15 protein-coding genes and 1 tRNA gene are annotated in these 22,083 nt (G+C 34.9%); 6 read left to right on the top strand and 10 right to left on the bottom strand.

What is annotated here, in order from left to right:
• Positions 1–248 precede the first annotated feature (248 nt).
• The 6 genes from JMI89_RS11165 to JMI89_RS11140 all read right to left on the bottom strand — a co-directional run bounded on the left by JMI89_RS11165 (position 249) and on the right by JMI89_RS11140 (position 10,123).
• The gene (locus JMI89_RS11165) at positions 249–1,172 is read right to left on the bottom strand and encodes a hypothetical protein (protein ID WP_220680092.1); all 924 of its coding nucleotides are present in this window, start codon (positions 1,170–1,172) and stop codon (positions 249–251) included.
• A 156-nt stretch (positions 1,173–1,328) separates the two neighbouring features.
• The gene (locus JMI89_RS11160) at positions 1,329–2,237 is read right to left on the bottom strand and encodes a restriction endonuclease (protein WP_220680091.1); all 909 of its coding nucleotides are present in this window, start codon (positions 2,235–2,237) and stop codon (positions 1,329–1,331) included.
• A gap of 231 nt (positions 2,238–2,468) precedes the next feature.
• Positions 2,469–5,660, bottom strand: coding sequence for a type I restriction endonuclease subunit R (locus tag JMI89_RS11155; protein ID WP_220680090.1), 3,192 nt, complete (start codon positions 5,658–5,660; stop codon positions 2,469–2,471).
• Positions 5,661–5,669: 9 nt separating this feature from the next.
• Positions 5,670–6,914 carry a restriction endonuclease subunit S gene (locus JMI89_RS11150; protein WP_187756181.1) on the bottom strand — a complete coding sequence of 415 codons (1,245 nt, stop codon included), beginning with the start codon at positions 6,912–6,914 and terminating at the stop codon, positions 5,670–5,672.
• Position 6,915: 1 nt separating this feature from the next.
• Positions 6,916–9,507: a type I restriction-modification system subunit M gene (locus tag JMI89_RS11145; RefSeq protein ID WP_220680089.1), complete on the bottom strand. Its 2,592-nt coding sequence runs from the start codon at positions 9,505–9,507 to the stop codon at positions 6,916–6,918.
• A gap of 540 nt (positions 9,508–10,047) precedes the next feature.
• A tRNA-Phe gene (locus tag JMI89_RS11140) sits at positions 10,048–10,123 on the bottom strand.
• Between the two features lie 259 nt (positions 10,124–10,382).
• On the opposite strand from JMI89_RS11140, the gene rsmB reads away from it, so the two are divergent.
• The 5 genes from rsmB (at position 10,383) to dacB (ending at position 16,369) form a co-directional block, all read left to right on the top strand.
• Positions 10,383–11,675, top strand: coding sequence for a 16S rRNA (cytosine(967)-C(5))-methyltransferase RsmB (gene rsmB, locus JMI89_RS11135; protein WP_220680088.1), 1,293 nt, complete (start codon positions 10,383–10,385; stop codon positions 11,673–11,675).
• An 82-nt stretch (positions 11,676–11,757) separates the two neighbouring features.
• Positions 11,758–13,110, top strand: coding sequence for a COG3014 family protein (locus JMI89_RS11130; protein ID WP_220680087.1), 1,353 nt, complete (start codon positions 11,758–11,760; stop codon positions 13,108–13,110).
• A gap of 10 nt (positions 13,111–13,120) precedes the next feature.
• Positions 13,121–13,750: a penicillin-binding protein activator LpoB gene (gene lpoB, locus JMI89_RS11125; protein WP_187756177.1), complete on the top strand. Its 630-nt coding sequence runs from the start codon at positions 13,121–13,123 to the stop codon at positions 13,748–13,750.
• A gap of 12 nt (positions 13,751–13,762) precedes the next feature.
• Positions 13,763–14,755, top strand: a complete 993-nt coding sequence (locus tag JMI89_RS11120) for a hypothetical protein (protein ID WP_220680086.1) — start codon at positions 13,763–13,765, stop codon at positions 14,753–14,755.
• A gap of 165 nt (positions 14,756–14,920) precedes the next feature.
• Positions 14,921–16,369, top strand: a complete 1,449-nt coding sequence (dacB, locus tag JMI89_RS11115; protein ID WP_220680085.1) for a serine-type D-Ala-D-Ala carboxypeptidase — start codon at positions 14,921–14,923, stop codon at positions 16,367–16,369.
• A gap of 155 nt (positions 16,370–16,524) precedes the next feature.
• Here the strand turns inward: dacB and gorA are convergent, their stop codons facing one another.
• From gorA to metK, 4 genes are all read right to left on the bottom strand, one after another.
• Positions 16,525–17,880, bottom strand: coding sequence for a glutathione-disulfide reductase (gene gorA / locus JMI89_RS11110; RefSeq protein ID WP_220680084.1), 1,356 nt, complete (start codon positions 17,878–17,880; stop codon positions 16,525–16,527).
• Positions 17,881–17,997: 117 nt separating this feature from the next.
• Complete coding sequence (locus tag JMI89_RS11105) at positions 17,998–18,840, bottom strand: 23S rRNA (adenine(2030)-N(6))-methyltransferase RlmJ (RefSeq protein ID WP_220680083.1); 843 nt, start codon at positions 18,838–18,840, stop codon at positions 17,998–18,000.
• A 145-nt stretch (positions 18,841–18,985) separates the two neighbouring features.
• Complete coding sequence (locus tag JMI89_RS11100) at positions 18,986–19,510, bottom strand: SprT family zinc-dependent metalloprotease (protein WP_220680082.1); 525 nt, start codon at positions 19,508–19,510, stop codon at positions 18,986–18,988.
• A 56-nt stretch (positions 19,511–19,566) separates the two neighbouring features.
• Positions 19,567–20,721 carry a methionine adenosyltransferase gene (gene metK, locus JMI89_RS11095; protein WP_187756171.1) on the bottom strand — a complete coding sequence of 385 codons (1,155 nt, stop codon included), beginning with the start codon at positions 20,719–20,721 and terminating at the stop codon, positions 19,567–19,569.
• A gap of 334 nt (positions 20,722–21,055) precedes the next feature.
• Between metK and murI the strand changes: the two genes are divergently transcribed.
• Positions 21,056–21,871 (top strand): glutamate racemase, encoded by an 816-nt coding sequence (murI, locus tag JMI89_RS11090; protein ID WP_220680081.1) that lies wholly within the window; start codon positions 21,056–21,058, stop codon positions 21,869–21,871.
• The last annotated feature ends 212 nt before the right edge of the window (positions 21,872–22,083 follow it).

Below are 22,083 nucleotides of genomic sequence, written 5' to 3'. Positions count from 1 at the left end.
ATATCTTCTTTTTTCTTTGTTTTATATAATATTGCAAACATCATCTTATTAGATGGTAAAAAAGCGGCAAACTAATAAAATAATAAAATTAGACCAAATATTATTAATGACAAATCACCATAATAACTAAGTTTTATCGGCAAAAGTGTAGTTCTGATTGGAATTGTTAGAGACGTGAAGAAAAACTAATGTTAACTTCTCTTTTTGTACTATTTTTTGTTATGATTTTTCTTAATGTCTCCGAAAATCTATTTCCTGAGTGGATAAATAATATGACCAACAATAGAACAAATCAGCCTTTGATCTTTTAGATAAAAAATATCATCGTTATCTTCATCTTGTTCGCCGATAAAAAAGACCCAAGCTTTATCTTTCTTATTTTCTTCTTTTGCCTGCTTTGCCTCGTCTTGAGCGGCTTCGAGTTCATGCAATAACATTGTTTTTTTTGCTTGAGACCATGTAGAGTAATCGACGTGAATTTTATAAGTACGTTCTGGTTTATTGTCAGTCCAAATTCCAGCAGTCAACGGTATAATCAATAACTCATCATTATGTATGATTTTATTCCATTGCAATGGAGAATAAAAAATTTTCTTTTCGTTATATTTTTTAATCGCATTATTTTCAATTTTTTTGAAAATTGTCATATAATTATAACCAGAAACTCCAGGAACATTTAAAGACATATTACGATCGTAAGGAAAGTTGACAAAAGCTCGACATATTGGACGAATAGTATTAGCTGCCCGTCTGGATTTTTTATTAAGAACATCATTTAGATCTTGGTTTTTACTATTTGCGTTAACTGATGAGGATGCCTTTTTGCTATTTGGATTGACTAAATCCCCCACATGCTCTCTTTCATCAATCAGAACCAATCCTGAAGGCGATAATCCAGGCGTGTTTTCTAATTTATCTTTGATACTCTGTTTTTTTCCTATCCCCTGATTAATAATTTTCTCTTCTGCGTCTGCATCACAATTTTCAGCATGAGATTGATTTGGATATTTAGAGAAATTTGGACGCAATTTATTTTTTTCGCCCCATGAACGGGGAACCATATCAATACCGCAACCCCAACATTCATAACCTTTACGGTTAACAACATCTAACTTGCATAAATCCTTAGCTTCAACAATTTGTCTTGTCAATTTATCACGAGCAGATTCCATATTATTTCCCTTTCCTATATTTAATAATCGTTGTATTGGATAAATGCTAGAAAAATTTATCGGAGCAACCGTTACTAATTCCGCATTATTTTTCATTTTGTGTAAATAAAGTATCGATTTATGATGACATCAAACTCATATAGGAAATACCTTTTACTAAACCTCCTCAAAGTAATCACTATCAATTTGCTTTACTTCATAAGTCTGCTTTGTTGAAACCCCAACATTGTGATCAATCATTAACTCAGCTAACTGACTACCATTAATTAAAATAATTCTTGACTCTAAATGTGTTACGTAATCAATTGCTTCATTACTAAAATTGGAAGTTGTAATAAACACGCCCTTTCTAGCTTTTACACCCTGTAGTGCACCTGCAAATTTTTGTATTTCAGGTCGGCCGACAGTACCTTCCCACTTTTTAGCCTGTAAATAAATCATGTCAAGTCCAAGCTTATCTTCTCGGATGATCCCATCAATGCCACCATCTTTTGCTATGCGAGTTGCCTCCCCTGCATCACGGCGAGAGCCACCATAACCTAAAGCAAGCATAACGTCCAAGACTAACCGTTCAAAAAATGCAGGTGAACACGTTTTAATTGAACTCAGTAGATCAGTGACAAGTGAGCCTCGAATTTCTTGATAGGATGAATCCATAAGTTCTGTCGGTGTGTTTTCTGATTCAACGTTAATTGGCTTTGTTTGCGTTGGAGTGGCAGACGATGATTGTTTAAATGATACAAATTCTGGTATGTGCATTAACTCTTCATTTGTTAATCGCGTAGGCTTGCTTTGTAAAAACTTTAATCCCAATTCACTTATTTGCCAAATACCTCGTTTAGCGTTATCAATTAATCCTGCTTTTTTCAGATAGGTTTTAGCCCAACCAATTCTATTTTCAATAATCGCTTGATTGCTATTAGGGAGTAATTGATTTGCTTCATCAGGTGTTAAGTTGAATAGCTGAATCAAATGATCATACGTTTGCCTTGTCGTATGCGCTTTTCCATCGGATAACCATTCTAAAAGTGGTAGCATAAGCGTTTGATAATCGGGAATAGCCATTTATTTCTCCTTAATATAATGGATGATATTTTTAAGCTTATAACAACCATCTATATCGGTCCCATTAAATTCAACTTATTCATATCAATAGAGAAAAAAACTCTATAATCTGTTGTATAACGTTACAAAACGTTATGAGTTGAATCGAAAAAACCAAAGTTTGTCGTAATGGTTAGATTAAAACTTATTTAAAAAATTTAATTTGAAAAAATCCCTGCAAACAACGTCATCTTAAAGATCATCTGTTCGTGAAAAAATAAATTGTTTCAAAAACTGTTCAATGCGAATATTGAGCTTAAATAATGATATTGTGATGCCGTCTTGTTTTTCAAAATAGGCTTTCGCCTTTGCTTTATCGACCGTTTCTTTTAAGGCATCGAATCGACCAAAATCATTGAGATTATTCTCATTCACTCTATCGCTCATTAACTTTAAAAGTAGTCTTTTATCTAAACCAAACGCATCAACCACCATATTCACTTGCGCATTTTCAGCGTTATCTTTGTAAATATTGATATAATCCCTAAAAGTGTGACCGTCAATTAAACGCGCATCACCACGTTGTAAATCATGTAAAAAAAGTTTAGCGTACTTTTGCTCACTTTGAGAAAGTGAAGCAAATGACTTATGCAGCTCATTTAAGGTGTTTTCAATATTGATTGAATTTTGATTCAGCTCTTTCAAATATTTATCAAATCGACTATTCATATAGTTGGCATCGATTTTACCGGTATCGATTTCCGTTAAATAACCACTGACATCAAAAGGGACGTCCTCCCCTCTCGCACCAATGCTTTCGCCTTTTGCAACTAACTCTCTGTAACGTAAAATGAGACTCAAGTAAGTTTGTTCGTCTATAGCTAATGTTACCTCATACGGTTTATCCTTTTCAGTAAAGAAGTAGATCGACTGTTTCCAATTAAATCCTTGTATTTTTGCTGCTTCTAAGTGTTGATTAAACGTATTAAATAATTTTGCAAATTTAGCACAAGCATCGATATCCTCTGGCAGTTTTTCAAAATTATCAATACCTGCGTTAATAAACAGCTCACGAATATCTGCGACAAATTCATTCATAGCTTCAAGGTTGCTTGCCAACTTATCAACAAATAGACCAATTGGCTTATCACCAGAGTAGAGTTTTACCGCATCGTTGATGTGCCGTTCCATAGTGTGAGGGTAGCGATAATAACGAATGATGCCATGAGGTTTATCGGGACCAAACAGACGATTAGTGCGCGAGAACGCTTGAATAATATGTTGATTTTCAAGCACCTTATCTAAATATAACGTATTAAGCCATTTAGAATCGAAACCGGTAAGCATTTGGTTTACTACAATCAATAAATCTAACTGTTTTGCAGGCTCAGTATGTATATGTTTGTATTGTTTTTTATGAGCAAGACGAGTCGCTAAATCTTTTTTGAAAGCAGCATGGCGGGCAAAATCAAAATTCTGATTGTAACGTGCGTTATAATCGGCCATTATTTCTTCTAAACCATCACCTTTAAAGGTTAGGTCTCGATTTTCATCACCACTGTTATCAATATGTGGATCAAATAAGGCGGACACTTTCAGTTCCGGTTTGGCTGCTTTTAATCGTCGATAATAATCAATGGCTTCGGCGATACTGCTAGTAGCTAAAATAGCATGAAACTTATTGCCTTGACTGCGCATATCCCACTTATCTAAAATGTCACTAACAACCTTTTCTTGATGTGCATCAGATAAATATAGACTTTTCGGTATATAGTCTTCAATACCTTTATGATATTTACCAGTAGCATCTTTATAACCAGCCATGGGCACATCATTGGTAAAATAATGAAGCTTTTGCTTTTTTATGGGATCATTCATGGCGTCAATATAGATGGTGCCTTTAGCTTGCTCAAGCGCTACCTTTTCCCTCAAATCAATGTCTCTAAACGTAGAAACTTTATAGGGGTCAAAACCCAGTACATTGCCATCGCGTATACCATCGGCGATACTGTAACGATGTAGTTCGTTACCAAACACGTCAGCGGTAGTATTGTGATTAATCTGATTTTCCTCATGAATCGGTGTGCCAGTAAAACCAAAAAAGAGTGCCTTAGGGAAAGTTCTTTTTATTCGGACCAACATGCCTTCTTTATCTTCATTACCGCCACTCATCGTTGATCGATGTGCCTCATCGATAATGAACACTAAGCGCTTGGTACGAATTTTTTCAATATCGGCAGAGTTAGTAGCTGTCCCTTCATCGTTAACCGCTTCAAAAATATTACTCATTTTTTGAATAGAAGTAACAATTAAAGTATCGGCTGGATTACTACTTTTTAATTTGGTAATGAGCGTATGGGTATCTTCCGTAGCTTGAACGTCTTCACCATCATTGGCAAAATTGCGGTACTCTGCAAGGGATTGTGTACCGAGTTCAACACGATCCATTAAAAAAATTACTTTATCGGCATCTTTGGATTGAGCAATTAACTGCGCCGATTTAAAACTGGTCATGGTTTTACCTGAGCCAGTAGTATGCCATACATAACCACCGAGGCGATCTGAATTATTTGCAGTATTACTAAGTTGTTGCCAATTGGTTTTGGCAACTTTGTCCGATATTGCATTGGCAGCATAATACTGATAACTACGCATCACTTTAAGGATGCCATCGTTATCGTCAGCAACAGTGTAAAAACCAATCAATTGGTGTGCCATAGGAATAGACAACAAGGTCGAAGCAATATCTTTCCAATGATTCATCGGCTCATTATTAAAATCAGCCCAGTGAAATTGATAATCAGGGTTAAAATTGCCATCTGCCCCCGGATTGGCAAAGTATTTCGTTTCCTCAGGCTCCATAGCCACAAATACTTGGATAAGCGAAAACAGCCCGCTAAATATCCCCTCTTTGCTGTACTTTTCAATTTGGTTAACAGCTTGGCTAACCGGAATACCACTGCGCTTTAGCTCTACATGAATCACCGGCATTCCATTAATGAGTAACATAACATCACCACGACGGTCATTACGCAAAGGGCTACCACGTTCAAATTTAGGTTGTTGCACAATTTGGTAACGGCTTTGACCAGCGGCAATTTCTTGGCGGTCGTAAATTTTTAAGCTGACCTCTTTACCGAAATGCAAGGTATCTAATGGGTTATCTCGCTTGATGGCAATGGTTTTACCGTTGATTAAGCCATTTAGTTTAATCGGTGTTTTAAGCTCTTTGATTTGCTCAATGATTTGTTGCATTTCAGTATTGGTTAAGGGCACATCATTTAACCGATCCTGTTGGCGATTATTTTCAAACAAGATAGTTGCCCAATTTTGCAACAATTGCGCCTCAGTTTTATTTTTAAGTATTTCCTGTTCCCACCCTTTTTGGGTAAGGACATCAATAAAGGCCTGCTCAAATTGGGCTTCAGTTTTAAAGGTTATCATTGTTTCTCCTTAAACAAACATTTTGCTCAAGCAGGCTTGCTTGATATTATTGAGTTTGGTGATTTGTTGTTGGTGTTGGTTGATTAAGGCATCAAGTTTTTGAACTAATAATCCTATTTTTATTTGCTCATCAATAGCTGGAAGTGGAACCTTTAATTTATAAAAATCCTTTAAGTTATAATTAGCTCTACCATCTCCGGTAGAGACATTCATTGCAAAATTTTTATGAATATCCGTATTAAAAAATACACTTAAATAATTTGAATCAACAATATTTTTATTTGGTCTTGAAACAATCGTTGCAAATCCTATTGAACCTTCCTCTTTTTCAGTAACAACTGCTGACGTACCGACATCCCCTGTATGAACAGTTATAACATCACCCAGCATTAATTTTCTACTTGAGTTCTCATCCGCAAATTTTTTATCTAAATAAATTGGACTATCCGAAAACTCAAATCTATTATTTTTTATATCCGAATTTCTTATCAATAATACCCCCTGATTTCTATATGAAGTAGTCATTGTTGTCACCAACCCTATGAAAACTTTAGAAATTTCCTCTATTCCTTTATTTTCCCACTCCCCACTAAACCCTCTAAAACGAATTTCTGGAATGATTTTCCCTTGCTTGGGAAACATTTTTTCCAGCATGGCTTTTTTAATATTGCAAAGCTTATCATGCTTTTTTTGGTGTTGGTTGATAAGGTTATCGAGTTTTTGAAAGTAGTTCCCGATTTGGGTTTGTTCTATATCTTCAGAAGGTACGATAATGTTTAAATCTGATAAGTCTGAATTTCTTATATGGACAACAGATTTTCCTTGCGCCTTAGAAGAGAGTTCTTTTTTTACACGTCCATTTGATAATACTAAGGCTAAAAAAATTGAATGAATATTTTTGTTGGGTAAGACAATATTCAAATCTCCTCCAAGAATTACATTTTTCATTCTAACGACTGCAGCCCTTGATATATCCTCAGATGATTCACCCGAAGCAGGAACGATAACTTCTCCTCCAATACTTTTAGTGGACTTATCTTTTTCCGTTACAAATGTGTCGACATTTGTAATTACTGTTTGATAATTTGTATAAAGTCGTCCATATAAAATGATTGGTGATCCACTTTCAACTAAATCTCCTTTTGAATATCCTTGTCCTTTAGTAAATTTAGCATTTTCACCTAAAATAAGAGAATTCCACTCTCCGTTAAACCCCTCAAATCGTATCTCTGGCAACTGTCTATCCACACTCATCTTATTCACCCTTTAACAAGCTAGCGAGTTCGTCAAGGCCCTGCATATCAAACTCATTACCAGTGAGTTCACCTATCATCTGTGCCAACTCTTGCTCGGTGGTTTTAATTTCATTAGCTATTTGCGAATAGGTCACGGCATATTTATCGGCAAGTGCTTGTACTTGAGTAGTGAGTTGGTTAATTATTACGTTTGGCATTGTGGCAAGTTCACTGCATAATGGGGTAATCCATTTAAGGCATAGTAGATTGTTCACCTGTTCATCAGTTAAACTTTCAAGAGTCGTTTTGGTTGTCAGATGCAACTCAATAGCGGCGTCTTTAACTGTTTTCTTTAATGTTTTTTCTTCGTCAATCAACCGACTAGCTTGAATTATTTTGTGCTCATAGCTTTCTTCAACAAACTTGATTTTGCTCTCTTTTTGCTCTTTTAAGAAGTTTTTGGCGGCCTTACTAACTTCGGTGTTGGCAAAACCATCTTGGCTCTCTTTAATGGTATCTTGTTCTTTTTCTTCTTCGGTGAGCGATTCTAGAATCTCTTCCAGCAAACTCGCAATTTCAGCTAAGCGAGTTTCCTTTTCAGCTAATGCTTGTAAAGCATCGTTCAAATAAGTCTTTTGCACTAAATCAAACGGTAAAATATGACCTTTCCAGCCGTCTTGTACGTCAATGTCTTGACCGTTTTTTTTCTTGATCACCATATTGGCATCAACTTGTTTAGTGGCCGAAAAACCCTCTGTTTGCATCATTTCTAAATCAGCGCTGATGATTTGCCATTGATCACTTAAAAACTGATAAGCTTGATATTTGTCAATTAGGTTATTTGACGCTAAACGGTTAAATAATTCAGTACTTAACGCCGATTCACACTGATTACGTTTAACACTCTGCCAATTTTCAATTAATTGCGTTTGTAAGTATGTATCAAAACCGTTAAAGGCTTGATTATAGGTATCAATAAATGCCAACACTTGTGGATGCTGCGCAATAGTGACATTGACGACTTGTTTATCGATAGCTAGCTCGCTATAAGCCGCTGATTTAGCAGCAAAGAGTTTGTTACGCAGCGCTGGAAAAGTTTGCCAATAGTGCTGTAATTCAGCAATTTCACTGTTAGGTATACCACCCAGCATTGTGGCATGTAAATCCCAGTTTGGTGTCGCTTCTGAAGAATCCACATAGCGAGGAATATTAAGGTTAAAGTCGTTAGCGCGTATAGTATCCTTGCTAACAAGTTGCGAGAATTTATCGATACTTTCACGATTAATCACCGCATCTGTAATACGTTTGATATCACTGATTTGCAGTTTGTTATTTTTTCCTTCTTTAATAAAATGTTTCGAGGCATCAATTACCAATACGTCAGTATTTTGACGTTTTTGCTTAAGAACTAAAATTACCGTCGGAATACCGGTACCAAAAAAGATATTTGCCGGCAACCCGATAATCGTATCAATATGATTCTGTTCAATAAGTTGCTTACGAATCTCGCCCTCTTCACCCCCTCGAAACAAAACACCATGAGGAAGAACAATCGTCATAATGCCATCGGGTTTTAAATGGTATAGATCATGCAACAAAAACGCAAAATCGGCTTTGGTTTTAGGAGCGAGCCCAAAACGAGAATAACGCGGATCGCTTTCTTTAAAACTTGGATCCCAGCTTTGGGAGTAAGGTGGATTTGATACTACGGCATCAACATGCAAAGGGTCATATGAACCTTGTGGGTCACTATCGTCAACATAAGGCCAATCTTCTTCCAATGTGTCGGCATTACGGGTTTTAATGTTGCTGGCTTTAATACCCCGCATAATTAAGTTCATACGAGTAAGATTATAAGTGTTCGCTTTTAATTCTTGAGCATAATAGGTAATACTGTCTTTATTTTTGCCGTATTTCTGGAACGCCTCACCGATATTAATTAACAGCGAACCTGACCCCGATGTTGGGTCGTAAATTTTAATAGTATTTTTATGTTTTAATTCATGAGCGATGATATTTGACATCAGTACTGAAACTTCATGCGGCGTATAAAACTCACCAGCTTTTTTACCCGCATTCGCCGCAAATTTTTCAATCAAATATTCGTAAATATAACCCAGCACATCGTACCCCTGATTAGCATTCATTGGGATACTTTTGATTAATTGAAGTAAATCGCTGATAGCTTTGGTACGTTTACCAGCACTTTCACCGAGCTTACTTAAACCGGTTTCTAAAGTGGTAAAAATTCCCTCAAAGAGCTTTTTATAGGTTGGTGAAATTAAACGGCTAAATGCTGATAGTGCATCACGTACATTAGATTCATCAAATTGATATTTGGGATTAATCCAGGTTGAAAACAAGTTATCATAGGCAACAAAATAACCTAAGTTATCTTGCACGAACTTTACCGTATCTTTATCGGCTTCAGTAAGCGATTTGATATCGTCTGGTGTCATGCCTTCTTTAGAGACAAATTGTACTATCTGATCACTTAAATATTTATAGAAAATAAAACCAAGAATGTAATCTTTATATTCATTCGCCTCGATTTTCGAACGCATTTGGTTGGCAGATTCCCAAATCTTAGCAGCCAATTGTTGTTTATTCATTTTTATCCTGTTTGGTGATGTTATCGAAATCAGATAAAATCTAACAATTATCTTTACAATATAAATTTTGATAATTTTTATCAAAATGAACTAATTTTTAAAATTGAATCGTTTAGGCGCCATAACGCCAATCCGCAATGTTTTATCTTGCTAGCCGAGCTAGTTCATGCTTTTGACGAACAACCTAATTGACTTATTTTGAGTATAATAATACAGGTGAATACCTCAAAAATCCATAAACGCCATTATTAGCCATATACCATAAATAAGTTATTTTATATGTCGCTATTATCGTTTTTTTGAATTGCTGCTTAAGCTTTTTGACACTATTTATTTTATCTAAAATAATGGAACTGATATGAACGCTAATTAGAACTAGTGGATTAATCTTATTTTAGTTTATTTTTTAAAGTGAATTTCCAAGCATTATAACTATCATTGGTAATACAACGAAAATGCTTAAAAAAGATAGAGAATATATTTAGCGGAATTTCAAACACAAAAAAACCAGCTTTCGCTGGTGTTCTTTTTTTTTGGAATTGGTGCCCGGACGCGGAATCGAACCACGGACACGGGGATTTTCAATCCCCTGCTCTACCGACTGAGCTATCCGGGCAACAATGGATGCATATTAAACATGATTAACTTTAATTCGTCAATCCCATTTATTTATTATTTTCTAAAAATATTGTTTGATTGGTTGAAAAATAACACATTGACCATTTTGTGTCTATTTATTGGTTAAATATTGTGTTAATTGGCAGTGCAATACCGTGTTTAAACTTAATTAAAAGCGTTTTAACAATAAAATGACTTTACAGTAAATTGGATTACGTTATGCTTATCAACAATTTTAATTGTAATCGTTTTATACAATGGTATTAAAGACTCAAATTAAACCTAAACCTTATAATTTGCGGGCTATTTGTAGCCAAATTATTTATGATGTTTTAGATCAAGGTAGTTCATTAAGTAGTGCTTTATCGCAGCAAGCGAATAACATCACTGATAAAGATCGAGCATTAGTGCAGGAGATCTGTTTTGGTATTATGCGCGTATTACCAGAATTGGAATTTTATATTCAATCATTAATGGCGAAACCACTTACTGGTAAAAATCGTATTATTCATTATTTATTGATGGTAGGAATATACCAGATTCTTTATACTCGAGTGCCTGAACATGCGGCAGTCGGTGATACGGTCAATGGCGTGAATGTACTTAGAAAGCCAGCATTAAAGGGCATGGTTAATGGTGTTTTACGCACTTTTTTACGGGAGAAGGCTGAATTAACGCAGCTGTTTTTAGCTAAGGGAAATGCTTCCTTGCATCCAAGTTGGTTAGTAAAGCGAATTAAGCACGCCTATCCAAATGATTGGCAAACGATTATTGATAATAATAACCAAAAACCACCGATGTGGCTGCGTGTAAACCGACAATATTATTCTGTGCCAGATTATCAAATGTTACTGCAATCACAGAATATCTCATCAACAAGTGATCCACAGCTATCTAGTGCATTACAATTAGATGTGCCGGTTGGAGTAAATAAGTTGCCAGAGTTTGAGCGAGGTGTGGTTACGGTACAAGATCGTTCCGCGCAACAGGCCGCTTTTTTGCTTGAGCCTCAAAATGGTGAGTTAATTTTAGATTTGTGTGCCGCTCCTGGAGGGAAAACTACCCATATTTTGGAGTTGGCGCCGCAAGCAAAAGTGTTAGCTGTTGATATTGATCCAGAGCGAGTGAAACGGATTGATGAAAATCTTAGTCGTTTGAAATTGAATGCGCAAGTCATCGTTGGTGATGGCATAGCGCCGGAACAGTGGGCCCATGGGCAACAATTCGATCGCATTTTATTAGATGCGCCTTGTTCAGCAACTGGCGTGATTCGACGTCATCCTGATATTAAATGGTTGCGTCGTGAAAGCGATATTGCTGAGCTGGTTCAATTGCAATTTCAAATTTTAACCAATATTTGGCCATATCTGAAATCGGGTGGCACATTAATCTATGCGACGTGTTCGATTTTGCCTGATGAAAATCGTTTACAAATTGAGCGCTTTTTAGCTATTGTGCCAGATGCGAAATTAGTAAATGATATTATTCAGTATTTACCTACCATAAATGGTGGTGATGGTTTCTTTTATGCTAAATTAATCAAAACTTGAACAATTCATGCGCAGTAATGTATAGATTGTGGCAATCTCTGCTATGATAATCAAATTATACTAATAATTTTTAGTAATATAGATGAAAGAACTAATATTTAGCTTTATTATTATTATGAGTTTGATGACTCTAAATGGTTGTAATGCTTTAAATAATTATAAAAAAGATCTCAACCATTATGAACAGCAGTTTTATGCTGATGATTGTCATTATTCAGATATCAAAGATAAGATTGAACGTGATCCGTTGTTATGGTCATTAAATGGTGGTGCGTTAGCTTATCATTGTGGTGATTATCAGAAAAGTATTGAATTTTTCGATACGGCAGAAGCCATTTTTAAACAACAAGAATTAGAACTGGAAATTAAAGGTGCTGAACGTTCGGTTTTATCCATTTTAATTAATAATAATATTAATAATTATCGTGGCGAAAATTATGAAAAAATCATGATGAATGTTTATAAAGGTTTAGACTTTATGCTATTAGATGATTTTGATAACGCGCGTATTGAATTCAACCGGGCACTTGATCGGCAAAGACGTGCCGGTGAATATTTCCAAAAAGAGATTACTGAAGCTTATCAGGAATTTAACCGCTCTCGTGTGCGTTCTGAGGTGTCTATGCTACCAAATAGTTCGTCAGAAATCACAGATTATGAGGGAGACATCACCGCACAAAGTATTTATCCAGATTTTATTAATCCATTTGCCACCTATATGAGTGGATTATTCTTTTATTTAGATAATGATTACAGTAAAGCGAGTGATTTATTTAAACAGACTTTACGCATGTTACCAAATCAGCAACAAGTTAAACGAGATCTGAACTTAATTGAACAAAATTCAACCAAAAAAACGCATTATGTTTGGCTTATTTATGAAAATGGGCAAGGTATGCTTAAGCAGTCGTTTACCTATGAATTCCCAGCCTATTTATTTACTAATAAAGTTGTGTCTGCTCAAGTCAGTTTACCAACCATTGAGCAACGGTCAACGTCTTATCCTTATCTATTATTGAATGAGCAAAAGACCACTGAAATCGCTAATATGGATAGTATTATTCAAATTGAATTTAATAAAAAGTTGCCAGCAGTTTATACTGATGCGATGCTGAATATGGCGAGTAAAGTTGCGATACAATATTATTTAGAGGACAATTTTGCTGAATATGGCGGGAAATGGATCGGTTTATTTTATCAACTTGCGACAGATAAAGCTGATATACGACAATGGCGAACATTACCAAAAAATTTTCAAATTGCCAGAACCAAATTGGCTAACCAACCGATCAATATTTATAAACCAGATGGCTCAATATTAACCACAATAGCACCATTATCAACTGATCGTGATGCAATAATTTACATTAAATCGGATATAATCGATCACTTTAAGGTTCATATTATCCAAAAAAATATCAATTACCATCAATGAGGCTATATTAATGAAAATAACAAAACCATTTTATAAAACTATAACTGCTATAACCTTAGGACTAACACTAACTTTAGTGGGGTGTTCTTCTAATGTTGAATATGTCACTAAGGATAATGCTGAAGATGCGGTTACATTAGGACTTGATAATCAAGACTTTGAGCAAGCCGCTCAAGAGTCATTAAACTCATTGTTGACAAGTAATGCACTTAATAAACCCGGTGGTGGTCGTTATGTTGTGGCAATAGGTAAAATGATTAATGATACGACCATCCGCATTGATACCGATATGCTAGTTAAGAAAATTCGTATTGGTATGTTGCAATCTGGTAAAGCTGTCGTTACAACAGCAGTTGCTGGTGATAATAAAAATGTTGATGACTTAATTTATGACGTCCGTGAATTGCGAGATAATGATGAATTTAAACAACAAACCATTGCAGGTAAAGGAACATTATATGCACCAGATTTATCATTAACAGGTAAAATAGCCCAACGTATTGCTCGAACTGGTAAAAATAAGCAGCTAGTAGAATATTACTTGCAACTTACTTTAACGGATATTAAAAGTGGTTTAGCTTATTGGGAAAATGAAAGTGTGGTACGCAAGTTAGGAAGTAATAAATCAACAGCATGGTAATCGGATTAAATCATGATGAATAGAATATTAAAATTAAGTATGGGGTTTATGGCTACGGTTATTTTATCAGCGTGTAGTGCGCAATCAGAAAACCTAGCGTCTTCTGATGAGGCACAACAAACTACGGCGTATTTAGCAGAAATTGCTGATGAAACAACACTTTTTGAAAATGGATTGGGTCAACAACAAACAGAACGTTACAAACTAGTGGTTTTGCCGGCTCAAATCGATGATGCTATTGAACAAAATCAATCATCGGTTTCTTCTCGTCAGCTTTCTGAAACGGTAACACACGAAATAACGAATGCTTTGCATGACTCACATCGTTTTGAGATATTAAATTTTGATGAGCCATCAGATTTAGCATCTGATCAAAACACTAACAATACGATTTATTCTAACAATCGAGCTCAAGCTGAATTTTATCTTAAAAGTACCTTGAGCCATCTTAATGCTGAAGAGACTGTACGGATATTAAAAGCAACCGGTCAAGGTGTTGAGGAAAAACGCGTGTCAGCAAAACTTGCATATCAACTTATTGAATCTAAAACAAATAAAATTGTTTTCAGTCGAACATTACATTATCAGTTAAAAAGTACAACCTATGGAGAGCATTTAACCACCACGATGAATAATACCATCCGAGTAATTGCCGAGCTGGTGACCCATGAATTGCTCAATGAAATTTATCCTATTCGGGTATTAAAAGCAGACAGAGAACAAATAATATTGGATCAACCTTTAGCGGTTGATACGCAATGTGATGTAATTCGGATCGGCAAAAAGATAAAGGATGTTTATACTAATAGCGTATTGGGAAATGAACAAACTAACGTCGGTAAGTTGTTAATAATTCAAACAAGCAGTGTGCTAAGTTACGGCAAAATTCTTGAAGGACAAGTGGCTGAAGGCGATATATGTAAAATTATACCAGTAAGTATGCCATCAGCTCCTGAATTGGTAATACGCAACGATAGTGGTGGTGTAATACTACCTTATGATTGAAGGTTTTATAGTCTAATATTATGATGAATGATATTTTAATTTATCGATTATTGATGTTAATCTGATTAAGGAATTAAAATATCGTTATTTTATGACTAAATACATTTGGTCTAATTACTTAATTTATATTAATATATTTAAATGTTTTATCAGTTAGGCATGAACATGAGACAAGTACTCATCATGCTAATGATGAGCTTTATGGCAACTTATAGTTTTGCCGATGATAAAGCGAAGTTAGCTCCTTATTTATCCTTGTTACCTGATGGTACTGATATTTCGATATTGGTGCAATCCGTCGAAAAAAATCCAACTACAATTTTAAGTTATCAAGATGGTCAGTTTAGACAACCGGCTAGCTTGCAAAAATTAATTACTGCATTAGCCGCTCAATTAGAATTGGGTAATGATTTTCGTTTTATCACCAAGATGTTAACGGATGGAAAAATTGAAAATAAGCAATTGAAAGGTAATTTAGTTATTCAAATGAGTGGTGACCCGACTTTTACTCGGATACAGCTTGGTGAAATGCTGACCGTATTAAAATTAAAAGGAATAGATAAAATAAGTGGGAATATTATTATTGATACTTCAATATTTAATGGTCACGATAAAGCATCAGGATGGTCATGGAATAATTTAACCGCTTCGTATAATACAGCGCCTTCGGCGATGCTCATCGACGAAAATTATTTCTATGCTGGAATTTTACCGGGTAAAAAAATTGGTGAAAAAGCCACTATTTCTGTATCACCACTATACCCAATAACATTGACCAGTGATGTGCGTACTATTGCTAAAGAGTCCCAATCGTTAGCTGATAAATATTGTGAATTAGATATTATTCCTAGGACCCAAAATCATTATCATTTAACAGGTTGTATAAAACAGAGTCATAATAAAAGTTATTTCAAGTTTGCCATCATGGATCATCTTGACTATTTTAGCAAAATTTTAAAATCCCAGTTAAAAGAGAAAAATATACAATTTAACGGAAAAATTGGAGAAACTAAAAAACCACTGAAAAAAGCCTTAACACCATTGACAATTAATCAATCTGAACCATTACCAGAATTGTTAACGATGATGTTAAAAAAATCTAATAATTTAATCGCTGATACTTTATTTAGAACGATTGGCGCTCATCATTTTAAAGTACCTGGAACATGGAAAAGTGCCAGTGATGCGACGAAAGAGATTTTATTGACTAAAGCAAATATTAATTTAGAAAATGCGGTATTAAATGATGGTTCAGGGCTATCGCGATTAAATCTTATTGATGCCAAGAAATTAATGTCAATTTTACAATTTATCGCAGCGAATGATGAGACGTTGCATTTAATTGATAAACTGCCAATTGCAGGAGTTGATGGTACATTACAATATCGTAAAAGTTTCACTGGTAAAGAATTTAAATCAGTCATTTATGCTAAAACAGGACATTTAGAAGGTAATTATAATTTAGCCGGTTTTATAAAATTAGAAGAGCATAAATACATTGCATTTGTGCAATTTATTACTGGTTACAATTATGTGAAAAACAATAATGAGCCGACTAATACTGCCATTATTAATTTCGAAAAAGCGCTTTATCAAAAATTTATTCAGAAATGATTTATCATTATGAAGATAAATCTGCTTGAGTTGATTTTTATCGAGTGTGATTGATCTATTATAACCAATTAGTAATAAAAGATGTAATTTGGATAGTTTTTCAAAGATACCACGATGAATATATCGATGTTATACATTCATCGTGTTATACATGATTAACGCATAGTTACAAATTCTTCGGCTGCAGTTGGATGGATGGCGATTGTATTATCAAAATCTTTTTTGGTTGCTCCCATTTTTAATGCGACAGCAAATCCTTGCAGTATTTCATCCATACCATAACCGATTCCATGAATACCGACGATTTTTTCTTCTTCGCCAACACAAACTAACTTCATTTTACATGGTTGACGATGTTGTGTGACAGCGGTGTACATGGCTGTAAATGTTGACTGATAAATTTTTACATTGTCTTGGCCGTGAGCATATATAGCCTGTGGTTCTGTTAAGCCGACGGTTCCAATCGGTGGATGGGTAAATACTACCGTTGGGATGTTGGTATAATCTAAATGTTCATCAGGTTTATTATTAAATAGACGTTCAGATAGTCGACGCCCAGCAGCTACGGCGACAGGGGTTAAAGCCGCAGCTTCGGTATCATCGCCAACTGAGTAGATCCCTTTAATATTAGTATTTTGATATTTATCGACTTTAATAAAACCTTTTTCAGTTAATTCAATTCCTGTTGATTCAAGATTGATTCCGTTAGTAGCAGGTTCTCGGCCAATAGCCCAAATTAGGCAATCAATTTCACATTGTTTACCATTCTGTAGGGTTAATGTTAACGAGCTATCCTGATTTTTTGCCACAGATTTTGGTATTGATTGTGTATGGAGTTGATACCCTTCAGTGCTAATCACTTCCATTAATGTATTAATAATTAATGGATCAAAGGTCCGCAATGGTGTGTCGTTACGAATAAATTGATGTGTTTCACTTCCTAATGCGTGAAGCACACCGGCAATTTCACAAGCAATATAACCCGCACCAACTACAGCCACACGTTTTGGTTGTTCCGTTAACGCGAAAAAACCATCTGATGTTATACCATGTTCGGCACCAGGAATATTAGGAATAATTGGTTTACCGCCTACGGCAATCAAAATGTGATCAGCACGATAGTGCTTACCATTCACTTCTAATGTTTTCGCATCGATAAATTTAGCATAACCATTAATGACGTCTACATTATTTTTTGTTAATACTCGATCATAAGATTGATGAACTCGGTCAATATAAGCGGAACGACTAGCAACTAGTTTTTGCCAACTAAAATGTTTAATTTCAGTATCAAAACCATAATCAGGTCCATAATAGTTGATTGCTTCAGCAATTTGTGCACCATACCACATAATTTTTTTGGGTACACACCCAACATTTACACATGTACCACCTAGAGCTTTTGCTTCAATTATGGCACATTTCTTACCATATGAAGCTGCACGATTAATTGAAGCAATACCACCACTGCCACCACCTATCGCAATATAATCATAATGTTTTATTGTCATTATCTAAATCCTGTGTTTAATAGTTTTCTAACTATGTCATAAATAGAACAATAAAAAAAGATACAATATCAGAACAAAACGATAGATTAAAACGATTAATAAACCATTAATCTATCTCTATTCTGCAACTAGTTGTTCAATTAAGCCATGACCTATATTACTGGGGTCAAGCTTTTCACGTAACCAAGGAAGTATAGTTGCCATTTGTTGTTGTAATTTCCATGGTGGGTTAATCACAATCATGCCTGAAGCTGTCATACCTTTCTGATTATTATCCGGTTTAATGGCTAACTCAATTTGTAGAATATTTCTAATTCCAGAATTGGTGATTTGGTTAATCATTCGTTGCGTTTGAGAACGATTTATAACCGGATACCAAATTAAATAACTACCGGTGGCAAAACGTTTATAACCTTCCAGTAGTGCTTTAGGTAGATTTTGATAGTCATCCTTTATTTCATAAGAAGGATCAATCAAAATAATGCCGCGACGTGATTCAGGTGGCAGTTTTGACTTCAATTGATGGAAACCATCTTCTTTAAGTACTTTTGCTCGTTTATCTTTAATAAACTCTTGCCTCAAAAGAGGATAATCGGTTGAATGGAGTTCAGTGAGATTAAGTTTATCTTGTTCTCTTAACATTTGTTTGGCGATAAGTGGTGAACCGGGATAATACTTTAACTTTTCAGTACGATTATAATATTGAAGTACGGATAAATAGGGCATTAATAATTCCGGACAGTGATCTTGTAGCCATATGCGTCCGATACCGGCGAGATATTCTTCTGTTTTTTCAGCATATTCACTTTGCAGTAAATATCGTCCCGCCCCCGAATGGGTGTCAAGATACAAAAATGGTTTTTCTTTTTCTTTTAAATAATTGATACACAATGTTAAAACGGTATGTTTCAATACATCGGCGTGATTGCCAGCGTGGAAGCTATGACGATAACTTAACATTTTGGTCTCATTCTAAATTTAGGTTTTTTAATCATCAAATACAGGTTTGTTTGTATCATAATATTGCTTATTAAATATTGGTTAATAAAATTAATAGGTTATCTATTCTAATAGAATAGTATTTTTAACTATAAAGTGTAAAACATTATTCTGAATTGTTAACATCATTCTTATTGAGTTGCAATAACGTATGGCATAACTTGCAATAATATTTCGCCTTTTGGTGTTGGATACGATTGTGTCTAATTGTGGTCAACCAATAATCCTGACATTGGCAAATATAACGATAGCGTTTTTTTTGTATTGATAACGGAATGGTAAATTCATGTGTGCATTTAGGGACGCAATTGAAAACAGCCTGCATCACAAATTGCCACTCTTTGCCATGTGGGCTAACGCGACCGTATTGTTGATATACGATAAGGTGCGCTAATTCATGAGGTATTACTTCATAAATAAAATCTAGCTTATGTTCGATTAACATTATAGAGTTAATTTGAATTTGCCATTTACTTAATATAGCGCTACCAGCAATACTACCTTTATTTTTATACTGAATTAAGGGCTCGTTAATGTCTGTTTTAAAAAACAAATTTGCAAGTGATATATGTTTTTTTAAACATGATATCACTTGATTATGTAACAAAATAGGAACCTTGGAATGATTCATTAGCCGCATCGTTATAAGACTTTCACAGTGATGTCGTGAAAGTAATTAATTATTGTTTATTTCAAATTTGCAGCATCACGTAATAACTCTGCTTTGTCAGTACGTTCCCATGGGAATTCATCACGACCAAAATGTCCATATGAGGCCGTTTTTTGATAAATTGGTTGAATGAGATCAAGCATATTGATTAGTCCATATGGTCGTAAATCAAAAAACTCTTTAACTAATCCAACAATTGTTTTATGCGGGACTTTTTCAGAGCCAAAGGTATTAACATAGATAGAAGTTGGTTCTGCTATACCAATCGCATAGGATATTTGTAATTCGCAACGATCAGCTAAACCGGCTGCCACAATATTTTTAGCTACATATCTTGCTGCATAAGCTGCTGAACGGTCAACCTTAGAAGGATCTTTCCCTGAGAATGCTCCACCTCCATGACGAGCTGCGCCACCATATGTGTCGACAATGATCTTACGCCCTGTTAAACCACAGTCGCCCATTGGACCTCCAATGACAAATCGTCCTGTCGGATTGATAAAATATTTAGTACGTGAAGTTAGCCATTCTGCTGGTAAAACCGGTTTTATAATTTCTTCCATCACAGCTTCTTGTAACACGTCTAACGTAATTTCTTCTGCGTGTTGTGTTGATAAAACGATAGCATCGATCCCTTTAATTTTGTCATCTTCATAAATTAAGGTAATTTGACTTTTGGCATCAGGTCTTAGCCAAGGTAATAAACCGTTTTTACGAACTAATGCCTGACGTTTCATTAATTCATGAGCAAAGCTAATCGCAGCAGGCATCAAATTAGGCATTTCATTAGTAGCGTAGCCAAACATAATTCCTTGATCACCTGCACCTTGTTCTAAAGGATTTTTTCTGTCAACACCTTGATTGATATCAGGGGATTGCTTACCGATCACATTTAATACTGCACATGAGTTAGCATCAAATCCCATTTCAGAACTGGTATAACCGATGTCCTGTATAGTTTTTCTGGTTAATTCTTCAATATCAACCCAAGCCGAAGTGGTAATTTCACCACCAACTAAAGCCATACCTGTTTTAACATAGGTTTCACAGGCTACTCGAGCTTTTGGATCTTGCTTGAGAATGGCATCTAGTACGGCATCTGAGATTTGATCTGCAATTTTATCAGGATGGCCTTCTGATACAGATTCAGAAGTAAATAAATATTCTGACATGATAATACCCTCTTAAATTTTAAATGGGCGCGTAGAAAGACGATATTTATTATTATCTATCTAGCAGTTTTAGCGTCTAGATGGCTATTCTAATCAACTCAGTATTAAAAAACCAGCTAATTTTAGAAAATTTCATGGTTAAATTTCGTTAATTAAATAGATGACCAATATTAATAATTGTATCGATAGTACATGTTTTTTAACGAATGGATCGAGATTGGTTAGCTGAAAAAACATCAATTAGAGGTGGAGTATTGCATTAAATTAAAATTTGCTTAGCATATACGTAACGTACAATTTTCGATTTTTCTATTATGGTTAAATAGGCGATGTAATGAGTAGAGTGCCTAACATACTTATTTTTGATTCGGGTATTGGTGGAATATCAGTATATAATGAAATACAGCAAAGAATTTCCAATGCAAACTATTTTTATTTATTTGATAACCAAGCATTTCCTTATGGTGATAAATCAAACGCGTTTTTAATAAAACGCGTGAATAAAGTCATTCGCGCAGAACTTGCGCTTTATCCGATTGATCTTGTTGTTATTGCCTGTAATACAGCCAGCACGATATGCCTACCATCACTAAGGCAAGCTTTTTCAATACCAATTGTAGGCGTCGTTCCTGCAATTAAGCCCGCAACAACAATCACAAAAAATAAATGTATTGGTTTATTAGCAACAAAAGCAACCATACAACGGCAATATACTCAAAACTTAATTTCTGAATTTGCCCAAGGCTACCATATTGAATTACTAGGTTTATCTGAATTGGCATTATTTGCTGAACGTAAATTAGAAGGAATCGCTGTAGATATGCTAAAATTAAAAAATCTAATGCAGCCATGGTTACAACTGACGGTTCCCCCTGATACCATTGTACTTGGTTGTACTCATTATCCTTTTATAAAAGATGAATTGGCAACCTTTTTTCCATCAGCCTCATTTATAGATTCAGGTTATGCGATAGCTTCACGAGTCTATCATTTATTGAAAGACAATTTTGATTTAACAAAATTGAATGGTAATAAAGGAATTAATAAAGTAAATAGTACGTTATTTAATCCACAAGTGGCTAATGTGCTCAAAAGTATAGCGAAATATAATCTTGTAGAATATCAACATCTTAATGTTAATGATGTTTAAATACTGCACTTTCAGAAATAAAATTGCATTTTGTACTTGATCAAACTGAAAAGGGCGTTATAATGCGCAATCCACTGATTGATTGAGAGCGACGAAAGGAATTCTGATTCAAACAGTATGTAGAAGAAAATTTTAAAAAAAGATAAAAATTTTCTTGACGGATAAAAAAGGATAGCGTAGTATACGCAACCCTTGAGACAGTAAACCTAGAA

Source organism: Frischella sp. Ac48, assembly GCF_019641635.1.
In the GTDB taxonomy this organism is placed as follows: Bacteria; Pseudomonadota; Gammaproteobacteria; order Enterobacterales; family Orbaceae; genus Frischella; species Frischella japonica.
This window is presented reverse-complemented; position numbering and strand designations above follow the sequence as displayed.

Excerpts from the sequence above, each read along its gene's own strand:
- JMI89_RS11165 (WP_220680092.1), bottom strand. The coding sequence starts at position 1,172 with ATGGAATCTGCTCGTGATAAATTGACAAGACAAATTGTTGAAGCTAAG.
- JMI89_RS11160 (WP_220680091.1), bottom strand. The coding sequence starts at position 2,237 with ATGGCTATTCCCGATTATCAAACGCTTATGCTACCACTTTTAGAATGG.
- JMI89_RS11155 (WP_220680090.1), bottom strand. The coding sequence starts at position 5,660 with ATGATAACCTTTAAAACTGAAGCCCAATTTGAGCAGGCCTTTATTGAT.
- JMI89_RS11150 (WP_187756181.1), bottom strand. The coding sequence starts at position 6,914 with ATGAGTGTGGATAGACAGTTGCCAGAGATACGATTTGAGGGGTTTAAC.
- JMI89_RS11145 (WP_220680089.1), bottom strand. The coding sequence starts at position 9,507 with ATGAATAAACAACAATTGGCTGCTAAGATTTGGGAATCTGCCAACCAA.
- rsmB (WP_220680088.1), top strand. The coding sequence starts at position 10,383 with ATGGTATTAAAGACTCAAATTAAACCTAAACCTTATAATTTGCGGGCT.
- JMI89_RS11130 (WP_220680087.1), top strand. The coding sequence starts at position 11,758 with ATGAAAGAACTAATATTTAGCTTTATTATTATTATGAGTTTGATGACT.
- lpoB (WP_187756177.1), top strand. The coding sequence starts at position 13,121 with ATGAAAATAACAAAACCATTTTATAAAACTATAACTGCTATAACCTTA.
- JMI89_RS11120 (WP_220680086.1), top strand. The coding sequence starts at position 13,763 with ATGATGAATAGAATATTAAAATTAAGTATGGGGTTTATGGCTACGGTT.
- dacB (WP_220680085.1), top strand. The coding sequence starts at position 14,921 with ATGAGACAAGTACTCATCATGCTAATGATGAGCTTTATGGCAACTTAT.
- gorA (WP_220680084.1), bottom strand. The coding sequence starts at position 17,880 with ATGACAATAAAACATTATGATTATATTGCGATAGGTGGTGGCAGTGGT.
- JMI89_RS11105 (WP_220680083.1), bottom strand. The coding sequence starts at position 18,840 with ATGTTAAGTTATCGTCATAGCTTCCACGCTGGCAATCACGCCGATGTA.
- JMI89_RS11100 (WP_220680082.1), bottom strand. The coding sequence starts at position 19,510 with ATGAATCATTCCAAGGTTCCTATTTTGTTACATAATCAAGTGATATCA.
- metK (WP_187756171.1), bottom strand. The coding sequence starts at position 20,721 with ATGTCAGAATATTTATTTACTTCTGAATCTGTATCAGAAGGCCATCCT.
- murI (WP_220680081.1), top strand. The coding sequence starts at position 21,056 with ATGAGTAGAGTGCCTAACATACTTATTTTTGATTCGGGTATTGGTGGA.